The organism is Acinetobacter modestus, from assembly GCF_014636095.1.
In the GTDB taxonomy this organism is placed as follows: Bacteria; Pseudomonadota; Gammaproteobacteria; order Pseudomonadales; family Moraxellaceae; genus Acinetobacter; species Acinetobacter modestus.
Map to the genome: position 1 here is coordinate 577,937 of NZ_BMDV01000002.1, position 26,891 is coordinate 604,827.

Genomic DNA, 26,891 nt, shown 5'->3' on the forward strand with positions numbered 1-26,891 from the left:
AAACCTATTTCAAAGGTGAAAAAAATGTCAGTTTTATCTGATCCTCAAAGTGCACTTTATCAAGCGCAATTAGCAGCTACTACACAATGCCAAAACTATTTTTATAAAAATGGTGAAGCTGGTTTTGACAGTGTGAATCATATGGCTGAGACTCGACCAACTGCATTAAATGAAATTTTAAATATTGTTGGCTTTGATAGTGCAGCAGATGTTGATAATGCGATTAAAGTTGGACTCTCACAATATCAATATTGTCATGGTGGTGATTTACCACATGCATCCGTGTTGGCCACTGCTTTAGATGCTGGTTTATGCATGGCAAAAAAAGTAAGCGGTTTTACTGGTACACATAAACAAAATCTTGAACAATTAGAATCAGGATTCGATGATGTAAGTAATACACATCATGAGTCTGTCAGTATTGTGCCAGCTATGACCGTTGCAACGATTGCAACGTTAATTGCCTTTGCTTCTCCCATTATTGCCTATATTCCGAATAGCAATGGTTCGAATGAAGTGCCGATTGTTGCAGCGCGATTTACTACTGATCGTGCTTTTGGTGCGATGGCAAAAGGTGAGTATTTGGATGGTGTAAATGCATCTAAACCATACTCTGAAGGTCGTTTCCGTTTTGTGTTGGATAATGGTGGTGCAGGTACAACCTATTCAACAACTGCACGTACAAAATATGCGAATTATGCAGATAAAACACCAGACGTAAATGCACCATTATTACCTTTTATCGGTGGCAGTATCTCGATTCGCATCAACGGGAAAGAAGTTGCGCACACACGTAACCGCAGTAAGTCGAAATTGGCTGGTCAAATTTCTGCAATTACTGAGAAATCAGCAAAAATCGCAGGTGCTGAATATAGCGTGACTGCAAGTACAATTAACTTGGATGACAGCACAATCTCAGTAACCTTCAACCAAGCATTGCCGAATGGTGTAAAAGCGGAAGTGTTCTTGGTCGCTGATTATGAAGCGAAAGACGTAAATAATAAGTTTAAGCTTGATCCTGTTGGTATCAGTATTTCGCCTGAATATGAAACGATGGTGAGTTCACCAATTGTCACTCAAATCCATGCATCAAAATTATTAGTGAATCAGATCACTAATGAGTTGAATATCGGCTTTGTTGGAACCGCATTGTCATTAATGCAAGGCAAAATTTATCTTGAGCAAACAGTGCGACTACTTGGCGAAGGCAAAGAACGTGCACAATACAATGATCGTGAATTTACGTTCGATGCAAGCCGTGGTGTTGCTGGTAATTTAGCTGCTGCATATAACACTTCGGGGGACTTGTTTGGCGAGCTAATGAAGTATATTGAAGCTGCAAAAATTGGGATTGTACAAGATTCAGGTGGTGCAACCGTAGGCTTTGATTTGTACGTCGGTGATAGTGCAAAAGTGTTCTTTGCTCAATTATCGGCTGACAAAATGCCAGTCAAAACAGGTGCCACGGCTGGTCATGGTCAAATCGTGCGAATTGGTACTTTAGCTGATGGTACCAACGTTTATCATTTGCCAACCTCTGCTGGTGTTCTGGTTGAATCTGATCAAACTTTTGAGATGGAGTTAGTTGGTCGTGGCAGTGAACCTGTACGCAATCCGCTTGTCGGCTTCATTGAAATGCCATTAACCGTGAGTGAGGCAACGCCTGATCCGCGTGAAAGCTTACTTGCTTTGATCGGTTCTCAAGCTGCTGAATTAAATCCACTCGACCGTTATGCAGATCAGTTTGCATTACTCAAAGCAATCAATATGCCACGATTAAAAAGTTAATCGTATATGACAAAGGCGCTTAAGTGCGCCTTTGTCATTTCTATCTAATTTATAACAAAATGGTGAAATACGATGGCTGATGTAAATGAAGTAAAACCAAAACAACGTAGTCAAAAACCAAAAGCAGTTGAACCAGTTCAACAGGTTGCTAATCAAAATACATCTAATGGAGAAAATACTCCAAAAGACACTGATATTGATGTGAAAGACAATGCAGCTAAAACGGAAGACGCAAATTCTAATAGTGAAGCTGCAAAAGCAGAAACATCATCTTCACAGGCTGAAATTCAGCAAGTAGAGCAAAAAAAAGAAGCTGGTGAAAGTTCAGACGCAAATGCTTCCGAATTAAATCAAGATCCTAATAAAGATGCTACGCCGTCTACTGAATCTGATCCAAAGCCTAACAACGAAAATATTGTTGTAGAAAAAGCAGCCACTCCAGAATTAACTGAACCTAAAGGATTGGTTATCGAAGTTAAAAACAGTGGTGTCAAATCGGTTTATGAACCGCTTACAAAGACATCAATTAATGCAGGTCAGACGGTTCAAATTGCCTGTGCAAATTTAATGGTAAAGCAGGGTGTGCTTAATAACATTAAGCAATTTAAAGACCTTGGCAAAAACTTAGAGGTTTTAAGCAATGACTGAGTTCAATGGAACAAATCCGCTTCTTGATGCGTTAGGTGATCAGCCTACAATTCGAGATGTCACAATCAACAACAATACCAGCTTCAAAATCGTTGAGCCGTTGACTGGTTTACAGATTCAAACTGAGACTATTGTTCGGGTGCATGGTGAAGTTGCATTTCAGCAAATTCAAAACAATATTGTCCAGCTCAATGAACTTAAACAAGAAGAAGCAGTCACGAGCACAGACGTTATTGTGAATGAGGAAACTGCTCAATAGACATTGACCAACTGCGCGATTTCAAATGGTGTGCTGAGCTATACGGGAGGCTTAGCACTTGAAGAAGGGAATACGTCTGCTGAACTGTTACCTTCTCTATTTGCAACAAAGCCTTTTAATGCTGGTGAGGAATTACAATTTACTGTAAATCCAAATACGACAAAGAAATTACTGATTGCATTTGATTTAGGTCCGAAAATCGGTGAGTTTAGTGATGGATCTGCTGTTGTAAAAGAGCGCCCTGATATTCAGAGAATTCAGTTGTTTAGTGGCCGATCTGCACCACAAGGCAATATTGATACAACAGCTTTAACAAGTAGTTATATTGTTGGAATGAAATTGCTCACTGATAAGCAGGCATTGCTCACAATCAAAGATGCTAGTACAGAACAAGAATTGGCTAGTTTAATTGTTGAAGCACCAAATTTCTGGGCTGGACATTTTACCCGAATTTGGATTTATGCAGAACTTGAAAACATTGAATCTGTATTTAGTTTACCTTTTGCGGTTCCGAATTCGAATTCTGGAAAATAACATTCTGCGAAATTGAAAACTCTGCTTATGCAGAGTTTTTTATTGGAACATTCAAAAATCTGAATTTTGGCAAAGCGCAAAATAACTAAAACGTTTAGCCAAAGGCAAACAAAGTGAACACAACAAAGATATTAGGTGAGGCTGTTGGCATACAAAGCCAAGGCACAGTAGATAAGACCGAAACACAAACTAAAGAAGGGCTAACCTCAGCCTTAATTGTTGGTCGATTTAAGCGTGGTCGAGTAGATAAGCCAATGACCATCCATCAAGGTAATATTCGCGGTCAATTGGGCTATGAGCCAACAAATATTGATTATCAAGCTGTACAGGATTGCTTAGATACTGGTGTGCCAAGTATCCAAGTTTTACGTGTCGGGCCAACTTTAGATATGCCAGGTTAATGGAGCCATTATGACAAATTTAAAATTAACCAGTAATGGAGCTTTGATACTGGGTGGCAATGGCGCTGCGGTATTAAGCTTGTTTTTTGATACCTATAGTTATCTAAAAGATACAGATATTGAAGTCGCATTTTTTAGTAAAGTCACTACGCCGACTTCACTATTAGACATCACCATGCGTTTGCGAATCATCGATTCAACCACTGGTGATGAAGTGATTAAAATTCAGGGTGTCGTTGATGGGGATCCTGAAAATCCAGCAACGATTATTGCGGTTGCAGACGCTACTGAACAATTTGAACAATTTGAATTGCATATCAATGATGCTTTAAGTGCAATTTTATTGAGTAGTGCATTCAATCCAGTGAATAGTTTAGGACGTAAGACTGAGATTCTATCGTTACCAGATGAAGAACCAGACACTTTTAACGCTGATCAAACTTATACACTGATTACCAATTTAGTGGATAAGCCAGCTTATTTAGCATTGCCAACTGTCATTGAAATAGATGTATACGTGGCCTTATTACGTGTGGCTGAAAAATTAAATATTCCACTCGATGTTGAGGTTGACTCAACTATGACAGCGGAACAAGTCGCTCTATTTGCTGAAAGTTTAGATGCCCAAACACATCAAGTTCAATTGATTTGGTCGCCGAATATATGCCGTCCACGAGATGCCATTTCATTACGGGGACGTAAAATTCCAGCTCGGTACATTGGTCAATACATTGGTGACAAGCTGCTGCGTAATGCTCGAACGAATGCTCAAGGTTTTGCACCTATTCATTATGCCGTCGCTTGGAAAGACTATCCTTTTAAGAAAAAGGCTTTAGAGCTTCGTCCAGATGTTGTCCTCGATGAACCAACTTTGGAAATGCTTGCTCAAGCAAAAGTGAATGTCGTTCGTCCAATTAAGTTTGAGCGTGTCTTGTATGTCTTAAGTGATGTGCTTACTCAGCGTCAAAGTAAAAATAGTGCATTGCGCTTGGTGAATGCTGCTGAAATTGCTATGCGCACCAAAAATGATGTTGTCGACATTCTAAAGAATCATATGTTGAAACCAACTGAAGATTATTTAGATAAAGCGAGTAAGGAAATAGACAAATATTTGTCTGACGCTGCGACTTCGGGCTGGTTAAAACCTGCTGAAGATTTGGATGGAAAACCTTTCGCATTCAGCTTAATTCCTGACAAAGATTATCCATTTGAACGAGTTCGTTTGTATTTGGCACGCCGTCCAGAAGGCGCGACCCGTGCTGTGATCTTTGATGAAGATGTATTAGTTAAATAAATAGGTGATAACAATGTTTGGCGCAAAAAATCCGTTTAATTTAAAACCACAAGAAAATGTATTACGCGACTTTGATTCTGCTGCAGCTGGAATTACAAGTAGCGTGAATACATTGACTAGTTCAATTCGTGAAGAACTTTCATTTATTGAGCACGTTCGAGAAATGGCTTTGAATATCGTATCTGATCTAGTTGATGCGGTTATTGACAATACTTTAGATGACAATGAATTGCCGACTGACCGTCTTGATTTTCTTATTCTGGATGCCTTAGATGGTGCAGATGATGAAAATGGTACGTTGGAAAATGCATTAGTTGCTTCCATTGATGATGCACTTTCAAGTTTTGGTGTAGATGACTCAGTGATTGCTGAAATCTTTAGCGATAATATTGAAGCTGCTGATGCTGCAATTGAAGCTGCTGCAAGCACAGTAATTGCCAATATGCCTGATGAGGGTGATCCATTAGATGAATTAGTACGTGAGTTTATCTATGGTGAACCAGACGAAGAAGATGGTTTTGACTCGGCTAGTGGTAAGAAAAAGCTTTCTCGTGGTCAGATGACGACGAAAAGTGTAGGTGGCCGTAAAGTGCGTTATAAAGCGATTGCAGCAATCCGTAATGGTGTTAAAAAGATCGTGAATAAGCGATTACCAGGTCAACGTATCCGTCTTTCAAGTGACCAAAAAGCTGGACTAAAGAAAGCGAGTTTAAAAGCGCGTTCAGCGAATTCATTGCGAAAACGTATGAAGTCGTTGCTTAAAGGTAAAAAGATTGGTCTATATAAATAATCAATAGAATATAGATTAAAAAAAGGCTGCGAATATGCAGCCTTTTTTTATTTGGAACAATGAGGAATTAGTCTTGGTTCAAGTGATCAGAATACTTATATCCAATAAGATTTGAGAATAACGATGCGTCAAGTCAATCCAATGCTTTTAAATCAAATGAAGGCAGATTCGATAGCAATTCAGCAATTAGGTTCGCCGATTTTGTCATGCCAAGGCATGTTGGTCCCACAAGGTTTAGAAGATTACCGTTTTTTAATTAAAAGCTGTCCACGTCCAATTATTAGTAATGAAGATCCAGCGGAAGTCCAATATCCGGGTGGCTATACGGGGATTGTGGCTGGACCTCCTAAAACACATTACACAGGTAATTTACAATTACTGGTTACTGAAGCAGGGCACGATCAACTTTTTGCTGAATACATTGTGGCAAATAAAGGCATGATCAATTGTGATTATTATGATGGTCATGTCGCAAATTTTACCCGTGCATACTATCTGGAAAACTGTGCAATTCGATTTGAAATGGCCGAATTCGATACGGATAGTCGATCTCAAGTAATGACCGTTTCATGTCCGATTGATTTCAATTTCTTTGGTGGCTTCGCAAAAATTGGGAGTAATGGCACAGTATTACCTGGTCAGCGTGGAGTCGCTGGTATCGAAGGTCTAATTAACCGTGTTCAGAATGTCGTAAACGCTGCACAGTCAGCAACAAACTTAGCTCGTTCAGCGACTGGTGTAGCACGACAAATTGGTTCTTTATTTGGGTAACTGCTATGCAATTGTTACCTGATGATGGCTCTCTATGTCCAAAGGTGATTGCTGGTTCTATCGAAGTACTAGCAACGACCTTTTATCAAAAATTACAGATGAAAGGTTATTCACTTCTTATTGAAGATGTCACGAATGCTTTGGTAGAAGAAACAATGCGTTATGCAGGTTGGGCAAAGCTGACCTGTCAACGTGGTTCAACCAGTATTATCACGGTTGACAAGAACATTGTTCTTGAAGGTTTTGAGTGGGTCATTATTGAACCATGTCTAAGTGCAAACTGTGACTTGATTCAAGCGCAACTTGTCGAAGCTTCAAGAAGTATGGGCGGTGACGGCTTTGGCATGTCAGTGAGTGAAGCTGAACAAGCATATAATCAAGCAAAAGAGTTAATGCCTAAAAATGCTTTTGTGGAACCTCCATTTAGTTTTAAAACTTTAGGGGGCAATTGATGCGAATTGCGATATTGGCAACCAATAAAATCATTTCTGCGTCTGAATTGATGATTGCAACACTAAGAACTGATCTTGTTCCTGTGCCTGTCAGTATCGAGTTTGCAGTCAAGTATACAAAGGAACTCAATGATCAATTGGTGGATGGGGCTGAAATCATAGTGAATGATATTCCATATCCATTTGAGATCGTTTACTCACATCCTGTTAAGTCTCAGACGATTAAAGATAATTCTCGAATTGGCGCGATTTCATGTATCGCCGTGTTCAAAGGCTGCAAAAAGATATTAGAGCAGACAAAAAAGGCTGTGATTTTGGAGCAGACTTCTTTTAATGCTGCATATCGTGCATGTGGTGCCTCTAATATTCGCTTGGGTGATGATATACCTTTACCTGAATTTATTTGTCTCAACGGTACCTTGATTTCAGAGCGTATAGCACTTTATTTACAACAAGAAGCTGCGGTGATTTGTTTCAAAGAAACAAAGATTTGTATTTTAAAACTCGATGCGCTTTTTAAACAAGTAGCCGTTCTGAAATTAGATCCTAGTGAAATCCAATGGTTTAACAGCGATCAAATTGAGAAGTTTCAAAAGTCCTCTTATGTCTCAGTTGATCAAGATGGTTCAACTGTTATTGGGGACGATACGACGACAAAAGGACAATCAGTTGTTCAAAAAGCTGGTCTTGATGCACGACAGTTAAAGAATCTTGAAAAGGTACTAATTCCGCGTGGCGTGGTTCATCGTTCGTTAAGTCTTGAAGTAAACGCTGGCGATATAGTCGAAGTAGAACATAAGAAATATGTGATTTTGACAGCAGCTCATGAAGTAGAAACAGGTGCTATTGGTGGCAATGTCGGTTCAACAACAAAGCTTTGGTTAGCAAGTTTATAGGTGACGATGATGAACGGTTTTAAAAAAGCAAGAATCCTCAGTTACGATGCGCAAAACCGAACTGCAAAGATTCATATACCCGGTCTTACCGATGGCGCAAGTACGGGCTTAACAGCAACTTTTGCTTATCCCGTTGGTGATAGTGATAAAGATACTGAGCGCGAAATTTTAGAGGGAGAGGATGTTTATATCTTCTTTGAAAATAATGAGCAATCGCGTCCTGTCATCGCATTCTATAGCAGTCATAGCAAAGGTGCGGTGGTCGATACACGCCGTATACGACAAGAGAATATCGAGCTTTTAGCGCGTAGCAAGGCAACCATTGAAGCGCCTTCAATTCATTTGAGAGGTGAAACGAAGATTACAGGCAACGAACAAGTCACTGGAAACGTCATCGTTGGTTCTGGTGCAACAGGCGTATTTTCAAATGTATTTGGGAAAACGCTAACCATAGCAGATGGCATTGTGATTCAAATTTCATAAAATTTTAAAGGTGATGTATGAGTGAATTAAATGTTCAATATCTTCAATCATTAGAAGATCATATCAATGCTGTGCAGACTTGCGAAGATCTTCAAAAGGCGGTAGATACCGTGATGAATGCTTTAGGTGATCAATTGCAAGCCTTGACCGATGAATTAGAAATAGTTGGGGCGATTCAGGAATTATTAGAAATCCCGAACAACCTTGCAAAAGTTATTACGTGGATCCAAAAATATATTGAATTGGTTTTGTCACCAATGTACCAGCCATATTTAAAATGTGCAGCGCAAATTGCTCAATTAATAGCTAAAATTCAGCAACTGCAAGCCACTATCATGGATAAGATGAATTCAATTACTAATTGTTCTGTGAATATTCCAGCGATTAATTTCCCTGAAATTATTCCCCCTGTAGTGCCGACCGTACCTTAATTTTGTTATTGGAACGACCAAACATTCAAGCCAATTAACTTAGCCAAAATTACGTTAATTCTTAAATTTTGGCTTAATTATGGCTGCTTCAGACATCCTTTCTTTGTTGTTGGGAACAAATGCGAATAGCATCCCTCAGCAAGTGGTTGATGCTAACCAAGAAGTCATGGCGCAAATGTATGATTCCGTTGCGCCTTTTTCGCTTGGGACACATACAACACAGGAAAACAAGAAAAGAACACGTAAAGAAATTCTGACCAAGTGGGAGCAAATGCTAAAGTTCGCTCCCGTAGCAGAGGGCATTGGTATTCATGTCATGGCTGCACTTGGAGGTGATACACATACGGGCCAACAAATATTTATTACGCCTACAGAGCGATTGCGTGGGGAAATAGGCAAAACTGAAAAAGCGCAATTAGAAAAACTACAAAAGCGTATCAAACCAATAGAAACTATCATAAATAAATACATCACGAAGCTATGTTCTGAAGGTATTTCCTTTGGGGATGCATATGCCCGTGTATATGGTAAAAAGGGAGTAGGCGTTACTGACTTACTTAGTAATGAATATACTTATGCGCCACAAATACAGGCATTTGAGCAAGGTAGTAAGACAGTCGCTTACTTTGCACTGAATCCAAAAAACTGGTCCAAAGTCATGACTAAGTTGAATCACACACAGATGGTTCGGATGAAGTTGCCACGGATTCAAAATGTACCGCAATTTGATCCAGTTGAAGCTAGTTTAATTTCTCAAATGCTTGAAGGTGATAATCCAGAAGAATTGCCGATCTTACCTGCACAGGTCGGTGGCTCATTTCTCTATTCAATTGAGAAAACCTATGATGATGTCATCCTTGCCTTAACCACGATGAACAGTCAGCAAGTTGCTGATGCAGTCAATCAAATGTTTTTGACGCTGAACATGGCTGGTATGCCTCCAGCACAACGTGATGCTTATATCCGTGGTCTTGAGGGAATGCTAAAAGATCATGAGAAGTTCGTGAAAAATGCAATGGAAGGCGGTGAGGGCATTTGGAATACCAAATATCACGTTTTACCGACATGGGATGAAAAGCAGATTCTTAATCCTGTGGGGGATATTAAAGGCCAACGTAATTCTCCAGTAAATATCGAAACCTTTATGATCAATGTCCGTCTACTTATGGGCGGTATTGGCCTTGATCCTTCAATGGTGGGCTGGGCTGATATGCTTTCTGGTGGAATTGGAGATGGGGCATCCTTTCATACCTCAAGTCAAATCATGCGCCGTTCCATGTATATTCGCCAATCGGCTGTTCAATTCGCCAATGATATTATGCATATCGATTGGGGTTATTGTTATAACGAGCAATTTGAAGCAGGTGAATTAGATTATCCGTGGCAAATTGAGTTTTCTAGTACCCAGTCAGCAGCTGTGACAGAAGAAAATATCAATAAACAAACGCAGATGAATACATCCTTGCTTAAAATTCAAGTCATTAACTCACTCAAAGAATCCGATTTAAGTGAGGAAACGATGCAATATATTTTAGAAAAAGATGCTGGTTTTAACTATGACGATTCATGTCGAATAGCAGCTGATATTGCGAAATCTCGTCTCAATGGACAGGGTGAACAATAATGACTTTACACTTAAATATTTCTAAAGGTCGAAATACAAGTGGTGTATGGACTGGAATGCCAATCGATGAGGCTTTAAGGCAATACCAGAAAATTTACAGTTGGGGGACGTTATCTTCATTACATTATGGTGTATGGCTTGAACCATTCGATGAGGACGGGAAAATAGCAAAAGAGTCAATTGAACTGATTGACTCATATGATTTAACGCATCAAGAGGCTGGAAATTTCAATGCATTTGAAAAAGGAGAAAAAGGATTTTTAGCTGGTACTAAAATCGAAAGTATTCCATTGATGGATAACACAAAATTGCCTTGGCTTTGTCAGAGTTTGGATTTATCTGTTTTAGATGCTCAAACAGATAGCGTACAAATTGGTGCATTTCAACTCAATCACATCACTGGAAATAGTTCGGGTGAAATATCAATTCCATTCATTGAAACACGTAATGCATCAATTCTGAATAGCGCTTTGGCAATAAAAGCGATCATGTTTCCTGATGGTGAGGATGGGGGGACGCAAGCTTTACCAAATGATTATTTGATGCGTATGACAATTTACATTTACGATAAACATAGTATTTCTACACGAGTGTTTGAGGTCCAGCATTTAGTCGCCTTACAAACAGGAAGTATTCCACTTGATGCCACGAATCGAAATGGAGTCGGTATCGTCACGCTGAATTTTATAAAGATGTTCCCAATGTTGAAATGATTGGAACAGCTCAAGAAGAATCATTTATTTAAGTGCAAAAATTGTCTCAATCAGAAAAATATTGAGGCATTTTTTCAATGCGAAATATCGACATATTTACTTTATTACATGAACCACACACTAGCCGTTTAGTACAGGGTTTTGATTCTGTGAATAGTGGTGCTTGTTCAATTGGAGTAGTCAAAGGGCAATGCCGTCAACTTAATGCGATTTTGACAGAATCGGCAACGGAAGAAGATCAGTGGCGTATTGTAAATTTGAAGGGTTCAATCAATAGCATTGCAGCCTTTGATTCAGTTGCCGTTTTGGGTGCTGTTGATAATGATCATGCCAGTGCATTAGCACAAATGCAGTTTGGGCGTATGTTTGATGCCATTGAAGATGATGTAATTGAAACTAATACCAACGGTCTATTGCGACATTTAGCAACACCGCAATTTCATAAGCATAAGCAACTTATTCATCGAGATCATTTAGTCGCATTGCAAGATATTCCATGTGCTGTATTACCAGGATGGGACGGTATCGAACTAACAACACATGAAGGAAAAACAGCAAATCTACTATTAGACATGCAACTTCATGATGACAATACCGAACTATTATCGAGTTTTGATGGGTTAGCCAATTTGCTTGAATCAATTGGAGTAGAACATCCTGATTTTGATTCAATCATTGTTGAGTATCAATATCTCGATAAGTTAATTGATATGCTGCATACAGCTATGCAGACAGCGTCTAAAGGCGGTGTAAAGGTTCTAAATGTAGATCGTAGTGAAAAGCCATTTCGACACAAAAAAGTGCTGAATGTCGCCGTTTCTTATGATTTTGAAGATGGGCAATCCATTACGATTCTATTCCATAATCCTGATCGTGACGCAAAACGGATTTCGCCACAAGACACTTTATTGTCGTGGAAGATTCTTATGAATAAGCGTGATGTAACAGGCGTGATTCAGCCCAACCAAGGTGAAGGTATTGCATTACCTGTACTTGCTGGACGTGTTGTTAAATTGATTAATCAGAACAGTGCACGGTTTAAACGTACTCAAGCTAAGAAAGCTGAAAGTGCGCAAACTTTAGCTGATACTGAACAACGTATTGCAGACAAGCAAAATCAAAAGACCGCTTTATCTTCAGAAATTCAGGGGCTGCTTGATCAAATTGATGGTTTAAATAAGCAAAATAATGGTCAAGCACCAAATGCTGATACTGATGCAGTGGTAAATACTGAACAATCTGCAAATACAAAAGCTGTGACAAAAGCAGAAGCTCGTCAAATTTATGATGCTTTAGATATTCGACATCGTTGGTTGACGGGTGGTACCACGGAAGAATTCTATAACCAGAATTATCCAACTGGAATTAGCGAAGCGCTTACAGATGCAAAAAATCTACTTGAACGTCCATTTGGAAAAGTTGCATTGGCAAATGGATTAAAAGATTCAATTGAACGAATGATTGCAACTGTAGAAAAGACAATTGAGCGCTGGAATAAAGGCTTAAGTGAGGATTCATCAAAAGCCAAAACCTATCCGCCCATTGAGAATTTAGGCAATGGTTATTACAAAGCATTCAAAAACGATAAAAAGCTTGATGATTGGACAGCCCATATCAATACAAATGGTGAATGGGAAGTTTCAGCAAACAATGCCTCATCTCGAGCATGGAACAATGGCTATGGGGCACCACGTTTCTTTAAAACAATTGAAGAAATGATTGCCAAATACCCAGCATTTGCTGCTTTACCTGCAATGTTACCCACAGATGATAATGCAAACGCTAATAGCAATAATGATGATGCAGACTATCTGAATAAAGTCATTAAGGGTGAGGTTGATTTTTCTAAAGCTAGTGAAGTTGAAAGTCAACTAGAATCAATTGGCAGTCGCTTAACACCTGAAACCAATGATCTATTTGAACAGGCTGTTTCAGCTTATTCAATGTATCAAGTCAATCAAGCTGCTTCAGTCAATTAAGGAATAGCAATACATGAATGCCTTAGAAAAATTAAAGCTCACGAAAGAACTACGTGCTTTACTTGAACAGATCCCGAATCTTAAGGGGATGGAAAAACTTCAAAGTACAAAACGATTGAGAGAATTGATTGAGTTACTTGGCGGACAGGCGAATCAATCAGTCAATAAATTATTTCAGTCTATTATTGATGGTGACGTTAAAGTATCAATTGAATTACTTAAGCAAGTTCGTAGTGAAGCTGAAAAGAATTTGAATGATCCGTTATTGATTGAAGCCGTTAATGTCCTTATTACTCAAGTAAATGAGTTGGTTGGAACATAGCAAGCGAAACCCATTCTGAAGCTCTCAAAATAGTCCTAAATGGGCTATTTTTTTGTGCGTGAAATGAGCAAAGTTAAAAATGTTACTAATGGATCAGAAGCGATAAATGCTATAGATATACTTGCTGATTCCCTACAAAAATACCGTCAAGATAATTTCGACTTTCTATCTGGGGAACCAATAGCTGAGATTAAATCTGGGCTAATCCTGCCAGATGCAGAAGGCAAAATTATTAAAAATGCTATGCAGTGGTTAAGAGACTGGTTTGTTGAGAACAATCACGGGCAAGAATTTCTAAATGAGCAATTAGGAACTGTGATTATTGCACCCAGTGGCATTAAATCTGCAATGAGTCATAAGCCAAAGCAAATTGATATTCAAGGTTTACCAGCTTTACCCCTGATCATTGATAAGGCCAGAGTCTTAAGCCGATCTATGGATGATGATGGTAAGCCACTTGAAAATATTATCGTTGCAGCACCAATTAAAATTGATAATCAAAAGTGCTATATGGTCGTGCGTTTGAGAAGACACACTGAAGATAAAAATGATAAACCAAGATTTTATACTCAGGCAATCATGATTGCTGAAGACAAAAAAAAGGGGAACATCCCTTCAGACCAAGTGGCTGGGCAAAATAATTTGCTTACCCAAAATGGAGGACGCTCCCGTCTTATTAATGTATTGCAAGATGCGTTGCATGTCAATCCAGTAGTTGAGCCAATAAAAATAAAAGTTTATGGCTGGAAGGCTGTAGATATGGCTAAAAATTTGTCCTACGAACAATTAGAGATACTCACTCTGAAAACTCAAAAGGAACATTTAATTCCAGAAAATCAGAGGGTAGATATTAATATTTACGATAAAAAAGGGCGTAAAAAATTAGATGTTTTAAGTTGGGCTGTACATTACAAACTAAAAGAGCCGAAGACTAGCCAGAGTGAAAGTGATAAGCCGTTAGATCATGAAGATATATTGCGGATTAGAGAAAAATTTCAAAAAGATTATGAGCAAGGCGCATTTGATAGTGTAGATGGATTCGATTCAATCGAATTAGATAATCAGGATCTACTAGGTACAATAGACAAGTTGATCGAAGCGGTTGAAAACTATCATTTAGAAAATTCAAAATTCTTAACTAATAAGCCTACCAGCTCAAATCCGTCTGAGCAAATTAAAAACAAAATGGCCACGACCCTTATGACCAGTCCGATCTTTGATAAATCAAAGGGTAGGATTGAAACTGGAGGTCGTGACCATCTATTAAATATACCTTATGATCCTTTGACTATCAATCATGCGTTCCGTGGTCGATCTAACAACGTCAAAACAGCCAAGGGTACTAAGGTATCAACTGTATTTGCAGTGTTAGAAGCTGATCAAGTGATTGCTTCACATACGGCTACAGGCGCTGAAAACCCTAGTTATCCTCAAGAACTACAACCACGAGATCGTAGTCGAGAATCTTCTCAAGCGTGGGTACAAAAAACTTCAAATACGCTTGATCCTGAAAGTCTTGGCCGATCAGGTCGTGCAGATACTGGTGCGCCTATCATTGGTGATGATCTGGTGGTTGAGTCTGGTAATGGACGTACTATGGCAATTCAGCTTGCATATGAGCGCGGAAATGCTGATGAATACAAAGAATGGTTGATTGATGAAGCAGAATATTTTGGCTTTAGTGCGGATCAAATCAACCAATTTAAACAGCCCATCCTTGTGCGTATTCGTACCTCTGAAATTGATCGTATTCAATTTACAGTAGAAGCCAATCAAGATGATAAGTTGTCCTTTAGTGCGACTGAACGAGCAAAAACAGATGCAAGACGATTAGATGAGAACCTATTGTCATTGTTTACACCTGGTGAAGATGGCGACCTAATCACTGCAAGTAATCAGAAGTTTATCCAAGGATTTTTAAGGTCTTTAGGTGAAACGGAAGCAGCTCAATATATCGGGACAGATGGAAAGCCAACACAAGCATTAGTCACACGTATGAAAGCTGCAATATTCAGCAAAGCTTATAATGATGACCGACTTCTTGAAATGATGGCAGACCAAACGAAGCCAGATTTGCAAAATATGCTAAATGCATTAGGTGTAGCAGCTCCAAAATTTATTGAAGCGCAAGCCGTCAGCCGTGGTGACGTGCAGGATGTATCAAGTTCTATTGTTGATGGTATTGAGCAAGCACTTGATAAGCGAGTGACAAATGCAATTATTGATGCAGCGAATACGATCTTGGCAGCAAAGCAAAATGATCAAGATATTGTTGAATTTGTAAAACAACAGGGTTTATTTGGTGATCTTGGCGAAGGCGTGCCAGAGCTTGCAGTATTCTTATCTAAGAATAGTCGCAGCGCCAAAAAGATGAGTTTGCTATTCAAAGCAATGGCAGAGTTTGCAGAAAAAGAAGCGATTGATGGGCAAAACATGGGGCTTTTTGGTGAACCTGAACCTGTCAGCATCAAAGATGCAATCAATTACGCCGTGAAAGTGATTGAGGATAATTATGGTGATAATGCCAATCTGAGCATGTTTGATTCTATTGATTCACTTACGTCAATAGATGAAAAAGCACATGCTGCAGCTACATCACCTCATAATGATTTAGACTTTCCAACAGCAGAACAAAAGCAATCTGGTGAATATCAAAAAGGGCATTTATCGATTGGTGATTTAAAAATTGCTATTGAGAATCCAGCAGGTTCAATCCGTTCAGGAACTGACCCTAACGGGAATGAATGGCAAATCACGATGAAGCATCACTATGGTTTTATTGAAAATACTACTGGTGCCGATGGTGATGAAATTGATGTTTTTGTGAAAAATCATTTGGCCGTTGAACCTAAATGCGCCTATATCATCAAACAGTTAGATATTAACGGACAGTTCGATGAGCAAAAAGTCATTATTGGTGCTGAATCAGAAGAAGAAGCGAAGGAAATTTATTTATCAAATTATGAAAAGGGTTGGCAGGGCTTAGGAGGCATCAAGAAAATATCTATGGCTGATTTGTTGAAGAAGATTCAACATACTTGGTCAGAATTCGATTCTTGGGCTAGAGATGGAAGCTATGATCACATCCCTATAGATCAAGTAATCATTGAAAATGCACCTAAGATAGTTGAAAGTAAAATTGACAAAGAGGACCCGATTGTAGTGCTTGAAACACACGGGAAATATCATCTTGTCATTGGTTTAGATCGAATTATGTTGGCTAAGCAAAGGCATGAAAGATTTATTCCAGCAATCATTTTTGATAGTAAGGATATATCTAAATCAATTATTCAAAGCGCTATTAAGCAAGCTGGTTCGAAAGTTGACCCTGTTGCTTTAGCTGCACTTATTTTAGATGAATTAGAGAAAAGCCTAGTCAATAGTTTTGATGATATATCGAACCCCATTTTAGATATTCTTTATGTAACATAAGTTGATATATTTATTTCTTGAATAGACTGAAGCCTAAATTATAAAAAATTAATTTAGGCTTATTAGAAACAATATTGATTATTTGATAGGTTTTATTTATTTTTAAATAACATAAAGAATTGAGTTAAACATGGAAAGTGAAGTAGATTTTTCAATATGTATCAATTGTGTAAATGATGAAATTTTAGAAGAGATCATTAAAGAAAAAAATGAAATACATAATTGTTCAGAGTGTGAGAAAAGAAATATTGCTATTCGTTGTGAAGACTTAGCTAAATTACTAAAAGAAGTAATTGAAGAAAATTTTACTCTAGGTCCTTATAAACCTTATTTTAATAATGATAGCGATCGTCCTGATTTTGTCCAGAGTGGGTTGAGTCTTCAGGAAGTCATCGATGAGATTATGGGACGTGAAATTTCATTTGGAGAGGAATTGATAGATTTGATAATTGATTCTGAATATTGGCACCCAGATGATTTTGATAACTGCTTTTTCTCTGAAGATGAAAATTATGTGGAAAATCGATATGACAATTTAAATCTTCAGGGGCAATGGTATCAACTGATTAAAGAACTTAAAACACAACGAAGATTTTTTAGTGATAATGCTAGAAACTTATTTCATTTCCTTTTTAAAGATTTAAATAAATTATGTTGTTATAGGCCAGTTAAAAATACAAACAAACAGTATGGCTTTGGTCAAGAAAAAAGAAATGTGATAGAAGTACTCCCAGTCAACACGAAAATTTATAGAGCACGTAGAGCAAATTCACTTAGAGAAAGTGAGCATTATATATTGAATCCAATTCAAGAATTAGCTCCACCACCAATGGAATATGCCCAGCAAGGGCGAATGAATGCAAAAGGCATATCAAATTTCTATGGAGCATTTGATATAGACACTTGTATAGCTGAAATGCGTCCATCAATAGGAAGTTATATTGTAGTAGGCGAGTTTGAAACTACAAGAGAACTGAAAATTCTAAATTTTGAATACTTGGAAAATTCATATGGACATATAAGTTATTTTGCCCCAGATTACCAAGATCAAGCTGCACATCGAAGATTTTTGAAAAAAATACATAAATTAATTAGTTCTCCAATAATAAATGGTCACGAGGATGAATATCTAATAACACAAGTACTAGCTGAATATTTAGCTTATATGCATCCAGAAAACTTTGATGGAATTTCCTTTAAGTCAACACAATCTGAAGTAGGTACTAACATAGTACTTTTTCCCAAAAAACCAATCGCAGTTGAAATTTATTCTTTTGATTCAGATATTGATTTTTTCGGAAAAGATGCTATTTCAATTGAAGATAAACTTGTTGAGACTAAAGATGAATTAAGTAAGTTTAAAATTAGATATGTGTCAGAAAGTGCAAGTTTGCATCAAATTCAAAAAGTCGCTTATACATCAATAAAAAAAGAATTTGATTTTATTCAACGCTCAGGAAAATCAGGTATAGCCTTATTAGAAGAACTGATAGACGAAGGATATTAATTATTTAAATGGAACGTCATAAAAATCATACACTTTACAGCCTTTAACATGAGGACGTTAAAAAATCCCATGTTGAGGGTTGTATGTCCATATTTGAAAATAACTTTGCCTTAAAACCATCAAATGTTCTTAGTTCGCTAGATCAATTAATTCAAACGTTACAAAGCATAGATGAAATAACCGTTTACTTTAAAAGAATCATTTCGGGTGAAATTGAAATTGATTTAGGCGAAGCAAAAAAAATCTTATCCTTGGCAAAAACAGACAAAGATAATCAATATCTTGGTCAAGTTGCAGACTATGTTTTAAATGACTCAGTCCAAAAACTAGACTCTAATTTACAAGCTTATATCGTTAAACAAACGGCCAATGAACCAATTGCTAAACTAAATCAAGCAATTGCTTATTATGCTTGTGAGCAAGAGCTCATCGAATACATCACCAAAAAAGGGAAGTCTTTACTTGTAATTTCTTTAGCTGGTGTACCTGTCAAAACAGCAAAAGAATACGATCCATATGCCTTTATTTATAACCAACACACATTAATCCGTGCCAAGCATATTCTCGAATTACCAGATTCATTACTTACAGATGATCAGCAATTAATTAAAGAGGTTTTCTCTAATGTTACAGATACCGATTCAGATTTGGCACAACTTAGCGAACTTCGTCGCGGATCAGGAAGATCAGCAATTTCTCAGTCTGAATCAAATGGAGATGGAGCAACGCCTTCAACAACAGGAACAGCTTCTGTTGAGCAAGGGCTATACCGAAACGGTAGTATTGGCGTATCAGAAAATAATGATGCAAGTTTACTTGGCGCAGGAAATAGAGGAAATGAACCTTCAAATGGGGGAAGTCCAACCAGTCTTGCAGGGGATGACAGCAGCGGAAGCCGTGCGATTTTTAACTCAGGATCACCTACTAGAGACAAGCGAAATAAATCAATTGTTCAATCTGCTAAGTCAGTTAGAGTTGAGCTAGAAGGTAAAGCAAAATTACAAGCTGAGGCAGAGGGAACACCTACAGAATGGGGATATCCTGAAAATATCAGTGAAGCATTACCCTATCTGTTACCCGAACAATGTGATGATATTGTCAAAGCAGAAAAACGCTTAATCATTGATAATGCTAACGGCATGTTATTTACCAATGGTACTGGTACAGGAAAAACCTTCACTGGTTTGGGAACCGTCAAACGATTCTTAAATTCTGGTGCTCAAAATATTCTAATTATTACTTTAAGCGACAAAATTGCTCGTGACTTTGTGAAGTCGGGGAAGCCTTTAAATATTGATATTCATCAATTATCAAGTATTCAGGATAACGGTAGTAATTCAAATGTTGTGGTCACGACATATGCGAACTTTGGGCAAAATAAATCTTTAGGTAAGAAAGATTGGGACCTTATCATTGTTGATGAAGCACATACATTAATGCAAAGCGCTGACGGTGAAGTAACCACTGCATTAGATAACTTAAGGGCTTTATCTGGGCATCATGCAGGTTTCTACACTTGGGCAAAAATGCGGTTTTCTGAGCGAGATCCTTATGCATTACCTGAGGAAGAACGTACCGATGAGATGATCAAGGATTGGAATGCTTTTATCCATGATTATAAGGTTGAATGGGAAAAGAATTGGACAGAACAATCTGGGAAACGTGCAAAAGTCGTTTTCCTATCTGCAACACCATTTTCCTATATCAAAACAGTGGATTGGGCTGAGGGTTATCTCTTTAATTTTACATCACCAGCATCACAATTTAGTAACGATTCATATGGAGGCTATAACTCAGGCGGTGCGCGTGAGCGATTCTATATGTCTAATTTCGGCTATAGAATGAGATATAACAAATTGACCCGTCCAGATGGGGGAGTTGACCAAGGTGTTTTTGAAAGACAATTTGCTGAAAGCCTGAAATCTACTGGGGCATTGGCTGGACGTGAACTAGAATTAAAATTTGATTATGACCGTAAATTTGTATTGATCAAATCTAACATTGGTCAAAAAATTGATGAAGGTTTGGACTACCTTTGGGATGCTAAAGATGCCAATGGAAATAGTCGATTCTCTGATTTGAGTAGCCTCGTGAATAAGCGATTTGACTATCTTTCGCGCCGACGGTTGCTTGAGGCAATTAAAGCAGAAGAAGGCATTCCATTTTTCAAAAAGAATTTAGCTTTAGGGCGAAAAGTAATTATTTTCCACGATTATAACGATGGTGGAGGTTTTAGACCGTTTGCGTTTACAGATGATCAATTTAAATCGATTGATGGTAAATATAACGAAGATGCAGCTGCACAATATCAAGAGTTTGCTCAAGAACGATCTGATTTAGTCCGCTTAAATTGTAATTATAATTCTCCACTAGTAACACTACGCCGTGCTTTCCCAAATGCATTGTTATTTAATGGCCGTGTTTCTAAGAAAGATCGTCAAAAAAACGTTGATCTATTTAACCAGGATAATAGTGGTTTTGATATTTTGATCGTTCAATCAGATGCAGGTTCTACTGGTATCTCACTGCATGATACAACTGGGACACATCAACGGGTGAATATCAACATTGGCCAACCTATTAAGCCAGCCAAGCTTCGTCAAACTGAAGGGCGTATTTATCGAGTTGGGCAAGCTTCGAATGCGATTCAGCGTTATTTTACTACAGGCACAAACTGGGAACGGACTGCATTTGCTGAAACTATCGCAGGGCGAGCTGAGACAGTAGATAACTTAGCCAAGGGCGAAGATGCTTTAGTGAGTATTAAGCAAGCGCTTATCGAAGCATATGAAGAAGCCGAATATCATGAGCCTTCGCTTATGGATGGCGTAGGTGGGAAAGCTTACGATGAAGAAAATGCACGTATTGCGCGCTTATCTCCTTTCGATAAAGCGATGACTTATTACTATGCAAAAGGTAAGCGTACCGAAAGCCGAAATAATCGTGAGGGTAAAGAGTGGTATGCAACGCCTGAACCGCTAGGTTTAAAAATGCTCGAATGGGCAGGTGTACATAAGGGCGATGATGTACTTGAACCAAGCGCAGGCGATGGGGCTATAGGGCGATTTGCGCCTAATGATGTCAACCTGACCATGATTGAACCAACTGAATCATTGGCAAGTCGTGCAAAAATGGCAAATACAGGTGCGAATGTAATTGTTAGTGGTTTTGAGGTCCACGGTACTAATAACAAGTATCATGCAATTGTGATGAATCCGCCGTTTGGAAATGCTGGATCCTTGGCAATTAAGCATGTTCAGAAAGCGTTCCAACACTTATATGATGGTGGTCGAATCGTGGCACTCATTCCTCGTGGTGCAATGGATGAAAAGCTTTCTAGTTGGATTGCAAACGAAAAAGAAGCCTATCAAGTTGGTGAAATCACATTACCTTTAAGTACATTTAGAAATGCTGGAACCGGTGTTAATACTCGTATTGTGATTATTGAAAGACATACAAGTCCAGAAGATGCACCAACTTATCCAAAAAATATGAATTTCTCACATGCAGAAAGTCCTGAACAACTTTTTGAACTTATTCGTGATGCACAGATTAAACCGCGGAAATTGCGGATTGATGAGCAGCTTGAACGTTACGGGCTATATATGCGAACTGAGCGTAGCAACTATGTTTTTAATGGCGATGGATTAAACGTTGATTACATTAAAAAGATTTTAACAAGCTATTGGTTTGCTGAAGTAAATCAATTTGGTGAAGTCGTAATGGCTTATAACAAGTCAGCTGAGATCATTAAGAAAATTAAAGAGTTCGAAGCCACTTTACAAGCTGCATGATTGGAACTTGTTTATTTTTACTTATTCAAATAGATCAAAAATAGCCTTATTAAGATAGGGCTTTTTTATGGCAAATGACATCAATGGTGTTCAGGCAGCAAATGCTGATAAGACAACTTTACCCGTGGATTATAGTGCTGATCCATTCTGGGGTTATGTGTCTAAACATAAATTTGCTGAGTTTAATCTATGCACGATGGAACGTGATGCAGAAACTAAAGAACCAATTTTCTCGTACGACTTGTCACAGCCGACTATTCGAGCATTCTTGACTGATGGGGATATTAGTTTTGAAAGCCAATGGCAAACGCCGTTTGAGAACTCTAATCCTGAATTAAAAATGCCTATGATGATGGCTGCTCTACAAACTGGGCAAGCTTTGGCTTCAGGTGGCGCTGCTGGTACAGCGATTCGAAACAATTTGGGTGATGCTGCAGCTGATCTGATTAGTAAGGGATTTCAACCATTAGCTGATTTTGCAAAAAGTGTTGAAGGCAAAACCAATCTTAATAAAGTCAATACAACTCAAGTCTTTCTTTCTACAGCTTCAGTTCATCTTAACTTAAGTGTTTTCTTTATTGCTTTAAAAGATGCTCGAGCAGAAGTCGAGAACAAATTGATGTATCTCCAGTCTTGGTCATTACCGACTCATTTATCACAAGGTACCGTTTTGACAGATTTAATTTCAGAGGGCGGAGAAGGTCTGTTTTCCGGGTTAATTCCTCCCTACATCACTGTCACCACACACGGCAAAACTTATATGCCTTTTATTCTCCAAAGTGTATCAGCGCCGATTGTTGCACCCATTGACAAAGAGGGTAATAGACTAAGCCTTACTGTGAATTTAAGCCTGATTAGTCGAGCAGCTTGGGATGCTAAAGATGTTCGTAAACTATATAAAGTCGAATAAAGGATAGTAAATGTTAAATTTTGATCCGATACATATTGGTGGGCAAACCTATCAGTTAAATGAAATTACTTTTAATGAAGCGTTAAAAGTAGCTGCAATTGATCCTAAATTGAATGAAAAACGGATAACGTCATTTTTGTCCCAAGCTTTGCAGAATCCACAATCACCTTTGTTGATGACAGCTCAAGAACGATATTTCTTGATGATTAAATATGTTCAAAATCAGACTAATACATTATTTTCAACAAATACTGATTTTTCGAATTGCTTTAAAGAAAATTCTGATTGGATTCATGAAGTATCAGAAGTCGGGGTAACTGTACGCCAGGTCTGTGGCAGTGAAGCAGAGTATTTAGAAGCACACTGCATGAATGCAGCAGAATGGATTGCCTGTTTATTAGCATTCCAGATTAAGTATGAAAATCATGAGCACTTAGGGCAATTCCCAGACCGTAGTGCTATCGATCAAGTTTATAAGCAGCAATTTTCTCAACGTCTTGGCTATTTAAAAACGCTTCCTCAGAGTGAATTTAATCTGATCTATCTGGATTACTTAAAGCTAAATAGCAAGCTTTTTACTCATTTAGAGTTGAGTGTGAACAACGAAGGTTTCGTAGTACAAAGAGGTGCAGATGACGCGCCTATCCGATTTCGTGCCTCTACCTGTTTTATCGGAATCATCAAAGAGCTGGACAAGTCATTTACTTAGTACAGCTCAGAATCTATCAAACCATTGCAAGATGTCATTATTCGATGCGTTAAGTTTACCTGTAAGTTTTGAAGCAGATTATTATGCTTCAGATGCTTGGGACGAGCGAAAAAAAGAAATAGAAATTGAAGCACAACGACACAATGCATTATTCAAACTTGGCAATGAAGTCATTAAATGTTTCAACAATATGAGTGCTAGAAGATGAACACAACAAAGATACTAGGTGAGGCTGTTGGCATACAAAGCCAAGGCACAGTAGACAAGACCGAAACACAAACTAAAGAAGGGCTAACTTCAGCCTTAATTGTTGGTCAATTTAAGCGTGGACGAGTGGATAAGCCAATGACTATCCATCAAGGTAACATTCGCGGTCAATTGGGCTATGAGCCTACAAATATTGATTATCAAGCTGTACAGGATTGCTTAGACACGGGTGTGCTTAGTGTTCAAGTTTTACGTGTCGGAGGAATGATTGTAGATCCAGAAGTTCCTCATATCATTAGTTGTGAAGGTGCGACTGAGAATATAAGCTTTTTCATAACTGGGAATTGGCAGATTTATATCGACGATGAAATAGAGCCATATTCTGGGAAAATTTCAAATGCATTAAGTCAGCTTTTTTCCGCTGGAAAAATAACAGGTGATTGGGATGGAGTGATGCTTATGCAAAATATTGATAATGTTCCACATAGATTTAAATTTTTCCCGATAGATGAAAACGTAACTCATGTCGCTGCTACAAATAATCCTACATTTATCGAGCATGAGGATGGCAGTCTGACCTTCTGCTTAGCTGCAATAGCATAAAATACATGAATTCTAAGCCACCTTTTTAGGTGGTTTTTTTATTGGAACATCATCTCAATCATAGAATTTCAATCCTTCAAAATAAATCTAATATTTAAGCAAATTACAAAATTTTAGGATGCGAAATGTCTGAATACACTGAGGCTGCAATTGAAACTTCGAGTGCTGTAACGGCAACTGCAGCTAAAACAACAGTATTTGGTGGTGTTGCTACAGCAAGTGCAAAATTCTTTGGACTAGATCCAATTACATTTATTGGTTTAGTTGTTGCTATCGGCGGTCTAATCATCAGTATTTTTAGTTTTTTAATTAATTGGTACTACAAGCGGCAAGAAAATAAACGTGCTGAAGAAATCCATAAATTAGAACGAGACAAACTATTGGGGAAGTTAAATGTCAAACAAGACTAAGTTATGGGTAGGCATCACTGGGGGGATTTTTGCGGTTAGTGTTGTCGGTGTTCAATGGACCCAAGAGCGTGAAGGTACCGTGTTAAAGCCTTATTATGATTCTGGGGGTGTGGTCACTGTCGGGACAGGAACTACGGTTTATCCGAATGGGGAGAAAGTAAAAATAACAGATACACCGATCACTAAAAAACAGGCTACAGAATTTCTTCAGTATCACATGAAAGGTGATGTTGCTGTTCTAAACCAATCTTTAAGAGGTGTGAAGCTTTCACAAGATGAATATGACGTTTACGCAGACTTTGTTTATCAGTACGGGCGTAATACTTGGTCAAATTCATCAATGCTTCGTAATCTAAAACAGGGCAAATATGTTCAGGCCTGTAATTCATTACTTCTCTATAAATACATCACAAAAAACGGCAAGAAAGTAGATTGTTCAATTGCCGCTAATAAATGTTATGGCGTTTGGAGTTGGCAAGTTAAACGAACAAAAAAGTGCTTGGGAGTGAACTAAATGTATCTATTACTTCTAATTTGGAATAACAAACGCTGGGCAATAATCATTATTTTATTGTTTCTGCATTTGGCTCAGTTGGCACACGTAAATTATCTTGCTAACAAAATCAAAAAGACAAACTCACAATGTGAGCAACGTGTAGATGCAGTGAAAGGCAAGCTGATTGATATGTATGTTAAGCAAGCCCAACAATTAAACAAAGTTAGTTTAAATCTTGCAGCTAAAGAGATTGAAATTAATGAACATTTTGAGACAGTACGTTATGAAAAAGAACGCATCAAAACTAATATTGTTTATCGTAATGTGTGTAGCGATGTTGCAGGTCGCAGCTTGCTCAACGATGAAATTAAAAGCGTCAACACCGCCATTACCCGTCAACTTAACAGCGCCATTGCCAAAGCTCAATGAGTTAAAAGGAGATACTGGAGGTGATTGGCTAGATTGGGGTATTGATACAGTTCAGAAATATTCATTATGCGTGCAACGCGTTTCAGCGTTAATAGAAGCAAACGAGCCCTCTAAATGAAGGCTCGTACAATGTGCAAAAATCTGCGCTAAAACTGAAAGATAATGTGTTTTCTGAGCAAATATTTTCACAATTATAAGTTTATTCAGTCACTGCAACAAAACCTTTCAGTTTTCGGCGATATAAAGTCAAATATCGTTCAGCATCATCTTTTGTGTGAAACTCTTTAGCACCTTCTTTCTTTTCTGAAAAAATGTACTTCTGATTGTACATAGCACTGATGTCAGAATAGTCTTGATAATCTTCAAATAAGTCAGTCTCTATGTGCATATATTTATTGCCATTTTTAAGATAATAGGGTCTCATACCAATCACCTTTTCTTTTTCTGTTGGTTCACTATTTCAGGTGCTTCAAGCTGTGCAATATCGTCATAAATTGGATCTTGACTAAAATCACTGTCTAATTCTTGAGTTACTTCCTCAAATGATTCTTGAATTGAGTCATCAAAAGTGTCTTGTGCGAAGTTGTCTTGGGGGAAGTCTTGGTTTTCGATAGGGATAGATTTAGAGGCCATAATAGTTACTCTTGATTAAGTTACAGAATCAAGTTTGATCTTATAGCCATCATTTAATAAATTCAAATTCAAAGGATTGTGGATAAAGTAAAAAGCGACATTTCGTGTCGCTTTTTAAACTTTATGTAAAACATTATTTACTAGATTTTAAGTAATCTTCTTTATCGTTCTCTATTGCTTCAGAGAATTCATGTGATAACTTGTAATCTAAAATAGCTTTTGCTAATGATTGAATTGCTTCAGCATAAGTGTCAGCTTGCAGGTTTATTTTTAACAAAGCACAACCAACTTCCCATTTTTGCTTATCTTCTTTCCATAAAATAAGGAATGAGTGTTGAAGTGTATCGTTTATGAATTGCCCAGTTGATTTCATATA

The 26,891-nt window shown here is 38.0% G+C and carries 27 protein-coding genes and 2 pseudogenes; 26 read left to right on the top strand and 3 right to left on the bottom strand.

Translation table 11 applies throughout. From position 1 onward, the window contains the following. Positions 1 to 24 precede the first annotated feature (24 nt). The 26 genes and pseudogenes from IEV17_RS06970 to IEV17_RS07095 all read left to right on the top strand — a co-directional run bounded on the left by IEV17_RS06970 (position 25) and on the right by IEV17_RS07095 (position 25,882). Entirely contained in the window at positions 25 to 1,788 is a 1,764-nt protein-coding gene (locus IEV17_RS06970) for a hypothetical protein (RefSeq protein ID WP_004661734.1), read from the top strand. A 72-nt stretch (positions 1,789 to 1,860) separates the two neighbouring features. After that, positions 1,861 to 2,436 carry a hypothetical protein gene (locus IEV17_RS06975; RefSeq protein ID WP_004661736.1) on the top strand — a complete coding sequence of 192 codons (576 nt, stop codon included), beginning with the start codon at positions 1,861 to 1,863 and terminating at the stop codon, positions 2,434 to 2,436. Beyond that, the gene (locus IEV17_RS06980; RefSeq protein WP_004661738.1) at positions 2,429 to 2,695 is read left to right on the top strand and encodes a hypothetical protein; all 267 of its coding nucleotides are present in this window, start codon (positions 2,429 to 2,431) and stop codon (positions 2,693 to 2,695) included. The genes IEV17_RS06975 and IEV17_RS06980 overlap by 8 nt, the downstream gene beginning before the upstream one ends. Positions 2,696 to 2,725: 30 nt before the next feature. Further along, a complete protein-coding gene (locus tag IEV17_RS06985; RefSeq protein WP_004661740.1) occupies positions 2,726 to 3,229 on the top strand; it encodes a hypothetical protein in 504 nt (167 codons plus the stop codon). Positions 3,230 to 3,342: 113 nt separating this feature from the next. Then, on the top strand, positions 3,343 to 3,630 hold the full coding sequence (locus IEV17_RS06990) for a hypothetical protein (RefSeq protein ID WP_004661741.1): 288 nt from the start codon (positions 3,343 to 3,345) through the stop codon (positions 3,628 to 3,630). A gap of 10 nt (positions 3,631 to 3,640) precedes the next feature. Continuing rightward, a complete protein-coding gene (locus IEV17_RS06995) occupies positions 3,641 to 4,924 on the top strand; it encodes a hypothetical protein (protein WP_004661743.1) in 1,284 nt (427 codons plus the stop codon). A 13-nt stretch (positions 4,925 to 4,937) separates the two neighbouring features. Beyond that, the gene (locus IEV17_RS07000; protein WP_004661745.1) at positions 4,938 to 5,714 is read left to right on the top strand and encodes a hypothetical protein; all 777 of its coding nucleotides are present in this window, start codon (positions 4,938 to 4,940) and stop codon (positions 5,712 to 5,714) included. Positions 5,715 to 5,837: 123 nt separating this feature from the next. Then, on the top strand, positions 5,838 to 6,485 hold the full coding sequence (locus IEV17_RS07005; protein ID WP_004661746.1) for a hypothetical protein: 648 nt from the start codon (positions 5,838 to 5,840) through the stop codon (positions 6,483 to 6,485). Between the two features lie 5 nt (positions 6,486 to 6,490). Beyond that, a complete protein-coding gene (locus IEV17_RS07010) occupies positions 6,491 to 6,937 on the top strand; it encodes a hypothetical protein (RefSeq protein WP_004661747.1) in 447 nt (148 codons plus the stop codon). Then, positions 6,937 to 7,833, top strand: a complete 897-nt coding sequence (locus IEV17_RS07015) for a hypothetical protein (RefSeq protein WP_004661748.1) — start codon at positions 6,937 to 6,939, stop codon at positions 7,831 to 7,833. Before IEV17_RS07010 ends, IEV17_RS07015 begins: the two co-directional genes overlap by 1 nt. Positions 7,834 to 7,842: 9 nt before the next feature. Continuing rightward, positions 7,843 to 8,134: pseudogene (locus tag IEV17_RS17325) on the top strand (hypothetical protein); the annotation flags it as partial. Positions 8,135 to 8,333: 199 nt separating this feature from the next. Then, positions 8,334 to 8,747, top strand: a complete 414-nt coding sequence (locus tag IEV17_RS07025) for a hypothetical protein (RefSeq protein WP_004661750.1) — start codon at positions 8,334 to 8,336, stop codon at positions 8,745 to 8,747. Between the two features lie 79 nt (positions 8,748 to 8,826). After that, positions 8,827 to 10,371 (top strand): hypothetical protein, encoded by a 1,545-nt coding sequence (locus IEV17_RS07030; RefSeq protein WP_004661751.1) that lies wholly within the window; start codon positions 8,827 to 8,829, stop codon positions 10,369 to 10,371. Continuing rightward, positions 10,371 to 11,084: a hypothetical protein gene (locus tag IEV17_RS07035; protein ID WP_004661752.1), complete on the top strand. Its 714-nt coding sequence runs from the start codon at positions 10,371 to 10,373 to the stop codon at positions 11,082 to 11,084. The genes IEV17_RS07030 and IEV17_RS07035 overlap by 1 nt, the downstream gene beginning before the upstream one ends. A gap of 77 nt (positions 11,085 to 11,161) precedes the next feature. Further along, positions 11,162 to 13,063, top strand: a complete 1,902-nt coding sequence (locus IEV17_RS07040) for a defense against restriction DarA-related protein (RefSeq protein WP_004661754.1) — start codon at positions 11,162 to 11,164, stop codon at positions 13,061 to 13,063. A gap of 13 nt (positions 13,064 to 13,076) precedes the next feature. Next, complete coding sequence (locus tag IEV17_RS07045; RefSeq protein ID WP_004661756.1) at positions 13,077 to 13,385, top strand: hypothetical protein; 309 nt, start codon at positions 13,077 to 13,079, stop codon at positions 13,383 to 13,385. A 63-nt stretch (positions 13,386 to 13,448) separates the two neighbouring features. After that, positions 13,449 to 16,817 (top strand): pyrophosphatase-like OB fold-containing protein, encoded by a 3,369-nt coding sequence (locus IEV17_RS07050; protein WP_171062408.1) that lies wholly within the window; start codon positions 13,449 to 13,451, stop codon positions 16,815 to 16,817. 130 nt (positions 16,818 to 16,947) lie between these two features. Then, positions 16,948 to 18,324, top strand: coding sequence for an RES family NAD+ phosphorylase (locus tag IEV17_RS07055; protein ID WP_004661760.1), 1,377 nt, complete (start codon positions 16,948 to 16,950; stop codon positions 18,322 to 18,324). A gap of 83 nt (positions 18,325 to 18,407) precedes the next feature. Next, positions 18,408 to 22,118 (top strand): DEAD/DEAH box helicase family protein, encoded by a 3,711-nt coding sequence (locus IEV17_RS07060; RefSeq protein ID WP_004661761.1) that lies wholly within the window; start codon positions 18,408 to 18,410, stop codon positions 22,116 to 22,118. 67 nt (positions 22,119 to 22,185) lie between these two features. Continuing rightward, on the top strand, positions 22,186 to 23,028 hold the full coding sequence (locus tag IEV17_RS07065) for a hypothetical protein (RefSeq protein ID WP_004661763.1): 843 nt from the start codon (positions 22,186 to 22,188) through the stop codon (positions 23,026 to 23,028). A 10-nt stretch (positions 23,029 to 23,038) separates the two neighbouring features. Continuing rightward, positions 23,039 to 23,737 carry a hypothetical protein gene (locus IEV17_RS07070; protein ID WP_004661765.1) on the top strand — a complete coding sequence of 233 codons (699 nt, stop codon included), beginning with the start codon at positions 23,039 to 23,041 and terminating at the stop codon, positions 23,735 to 23,737. A 31-nt stretch (positions 23,738 to 23,768) separates the two neighbouring features. After that, complete coding sequence (locus tag IEV17_RS07075) at positions 23,769 to 23,945, top strand: hypothetical protein (protein WP_004661767.1); 177 nt, start codon at positions 23,769 to 23,771, stop codon at positions 23,943 to 23,945. Continuing rightward, a pseudogene (locus tag IEV17_RS17295) lies at positions 23,942 to 24,202 on the top strand (hypothetical protein); the annotation flags it as partial. The gene IEV17_RS07075 and the pseudogene IEV17_RS17295, both read left to right, overlap by 4 nt. Positions 24,203 to 24,672: 470 nt before the next feature. Then, on the top strand, positions 24,673 to 24,957 hold the full coding sequence (locus IEV17_RS07085) for an HP1 family phage holin (RefSeq protein WP_004661771.1): 285 nt from the start codon (positions 24,673 to 24,675) through the stop codon (positions 24,955 to 24,957). Further along, positions 24,941 to 25,471: a glycoside hydrolase family protein gene (locus IEV17_RS07090; protein ID WP_004661772.1), complete on the top strand. Its 531-nt coding sequence runs from the start codon at positions 24,941 to 24,943 to the stop codon at positions 25,469 to 25,471. The genes IEV17_RS07085 and IEV17_RS07090 overlap by 17 nt, the downstream gene beginning before the upstream one ends. Next, positions 25,472 to 25,882, top strand: a complete 411-nt coding sequence (locus tag IEV17_RS07095; protein ID WP_004661773.1) for a hypothetical protein — start codon at positions 25,472 to 25,474, stop codon at positions 25,880 to 25,882. Between the two features lie 199 nt (positions 25,883 to 26,081). On the opposite strand, the gene IEV17_RS07100 is transcribed toward IEV17_RS07095, so the two are convergent. The 3 genes from IEV17_RS07100 to IEV17_RS07110 all read right to left on the bottom strand — a co-directional run bounded on the left by IEV17_RS07100 (position 26,082) and on the right by IEV17_RS07110 (position 26,888). Continuing rightward, positions 26,082 to 26,306, bottom strand: coding sequence for a hypothetical protein (locus IEV17_RS07100; RefSeq protein WP_004661774.1), 225 nt, complete (start codon positions 26,304 to 26,306; stop codon positions 26,082 to 26,084). A gap of 5 nt (positions 26,307 to 26,311) precedes the next feature. Then, positions 26,312 to 26,515, bottom strand: a complete 204-nt coding sequence (locus tag IEV17_RS07105; protein ID WP_004661775.1) for a hypothetical protein — start codon at positions 26,513 to 26,515, stop codon at positions 26,312 to 26,314. A 133-nt stretch (positions 26,516 to 26,648) separates the two neighbouring features. Then, a complete protein-coding gene (locus tag IEV17_RS07110) occupies positions 26,649 to 26,888 on the bottom strand; it encodes a hypothetical protein (protein ID WP_004661776.1) in 240 nt (79 codons plus the stop codon). Positions 26,889 to 26,891: the final 3 nt, after the last annotated feature.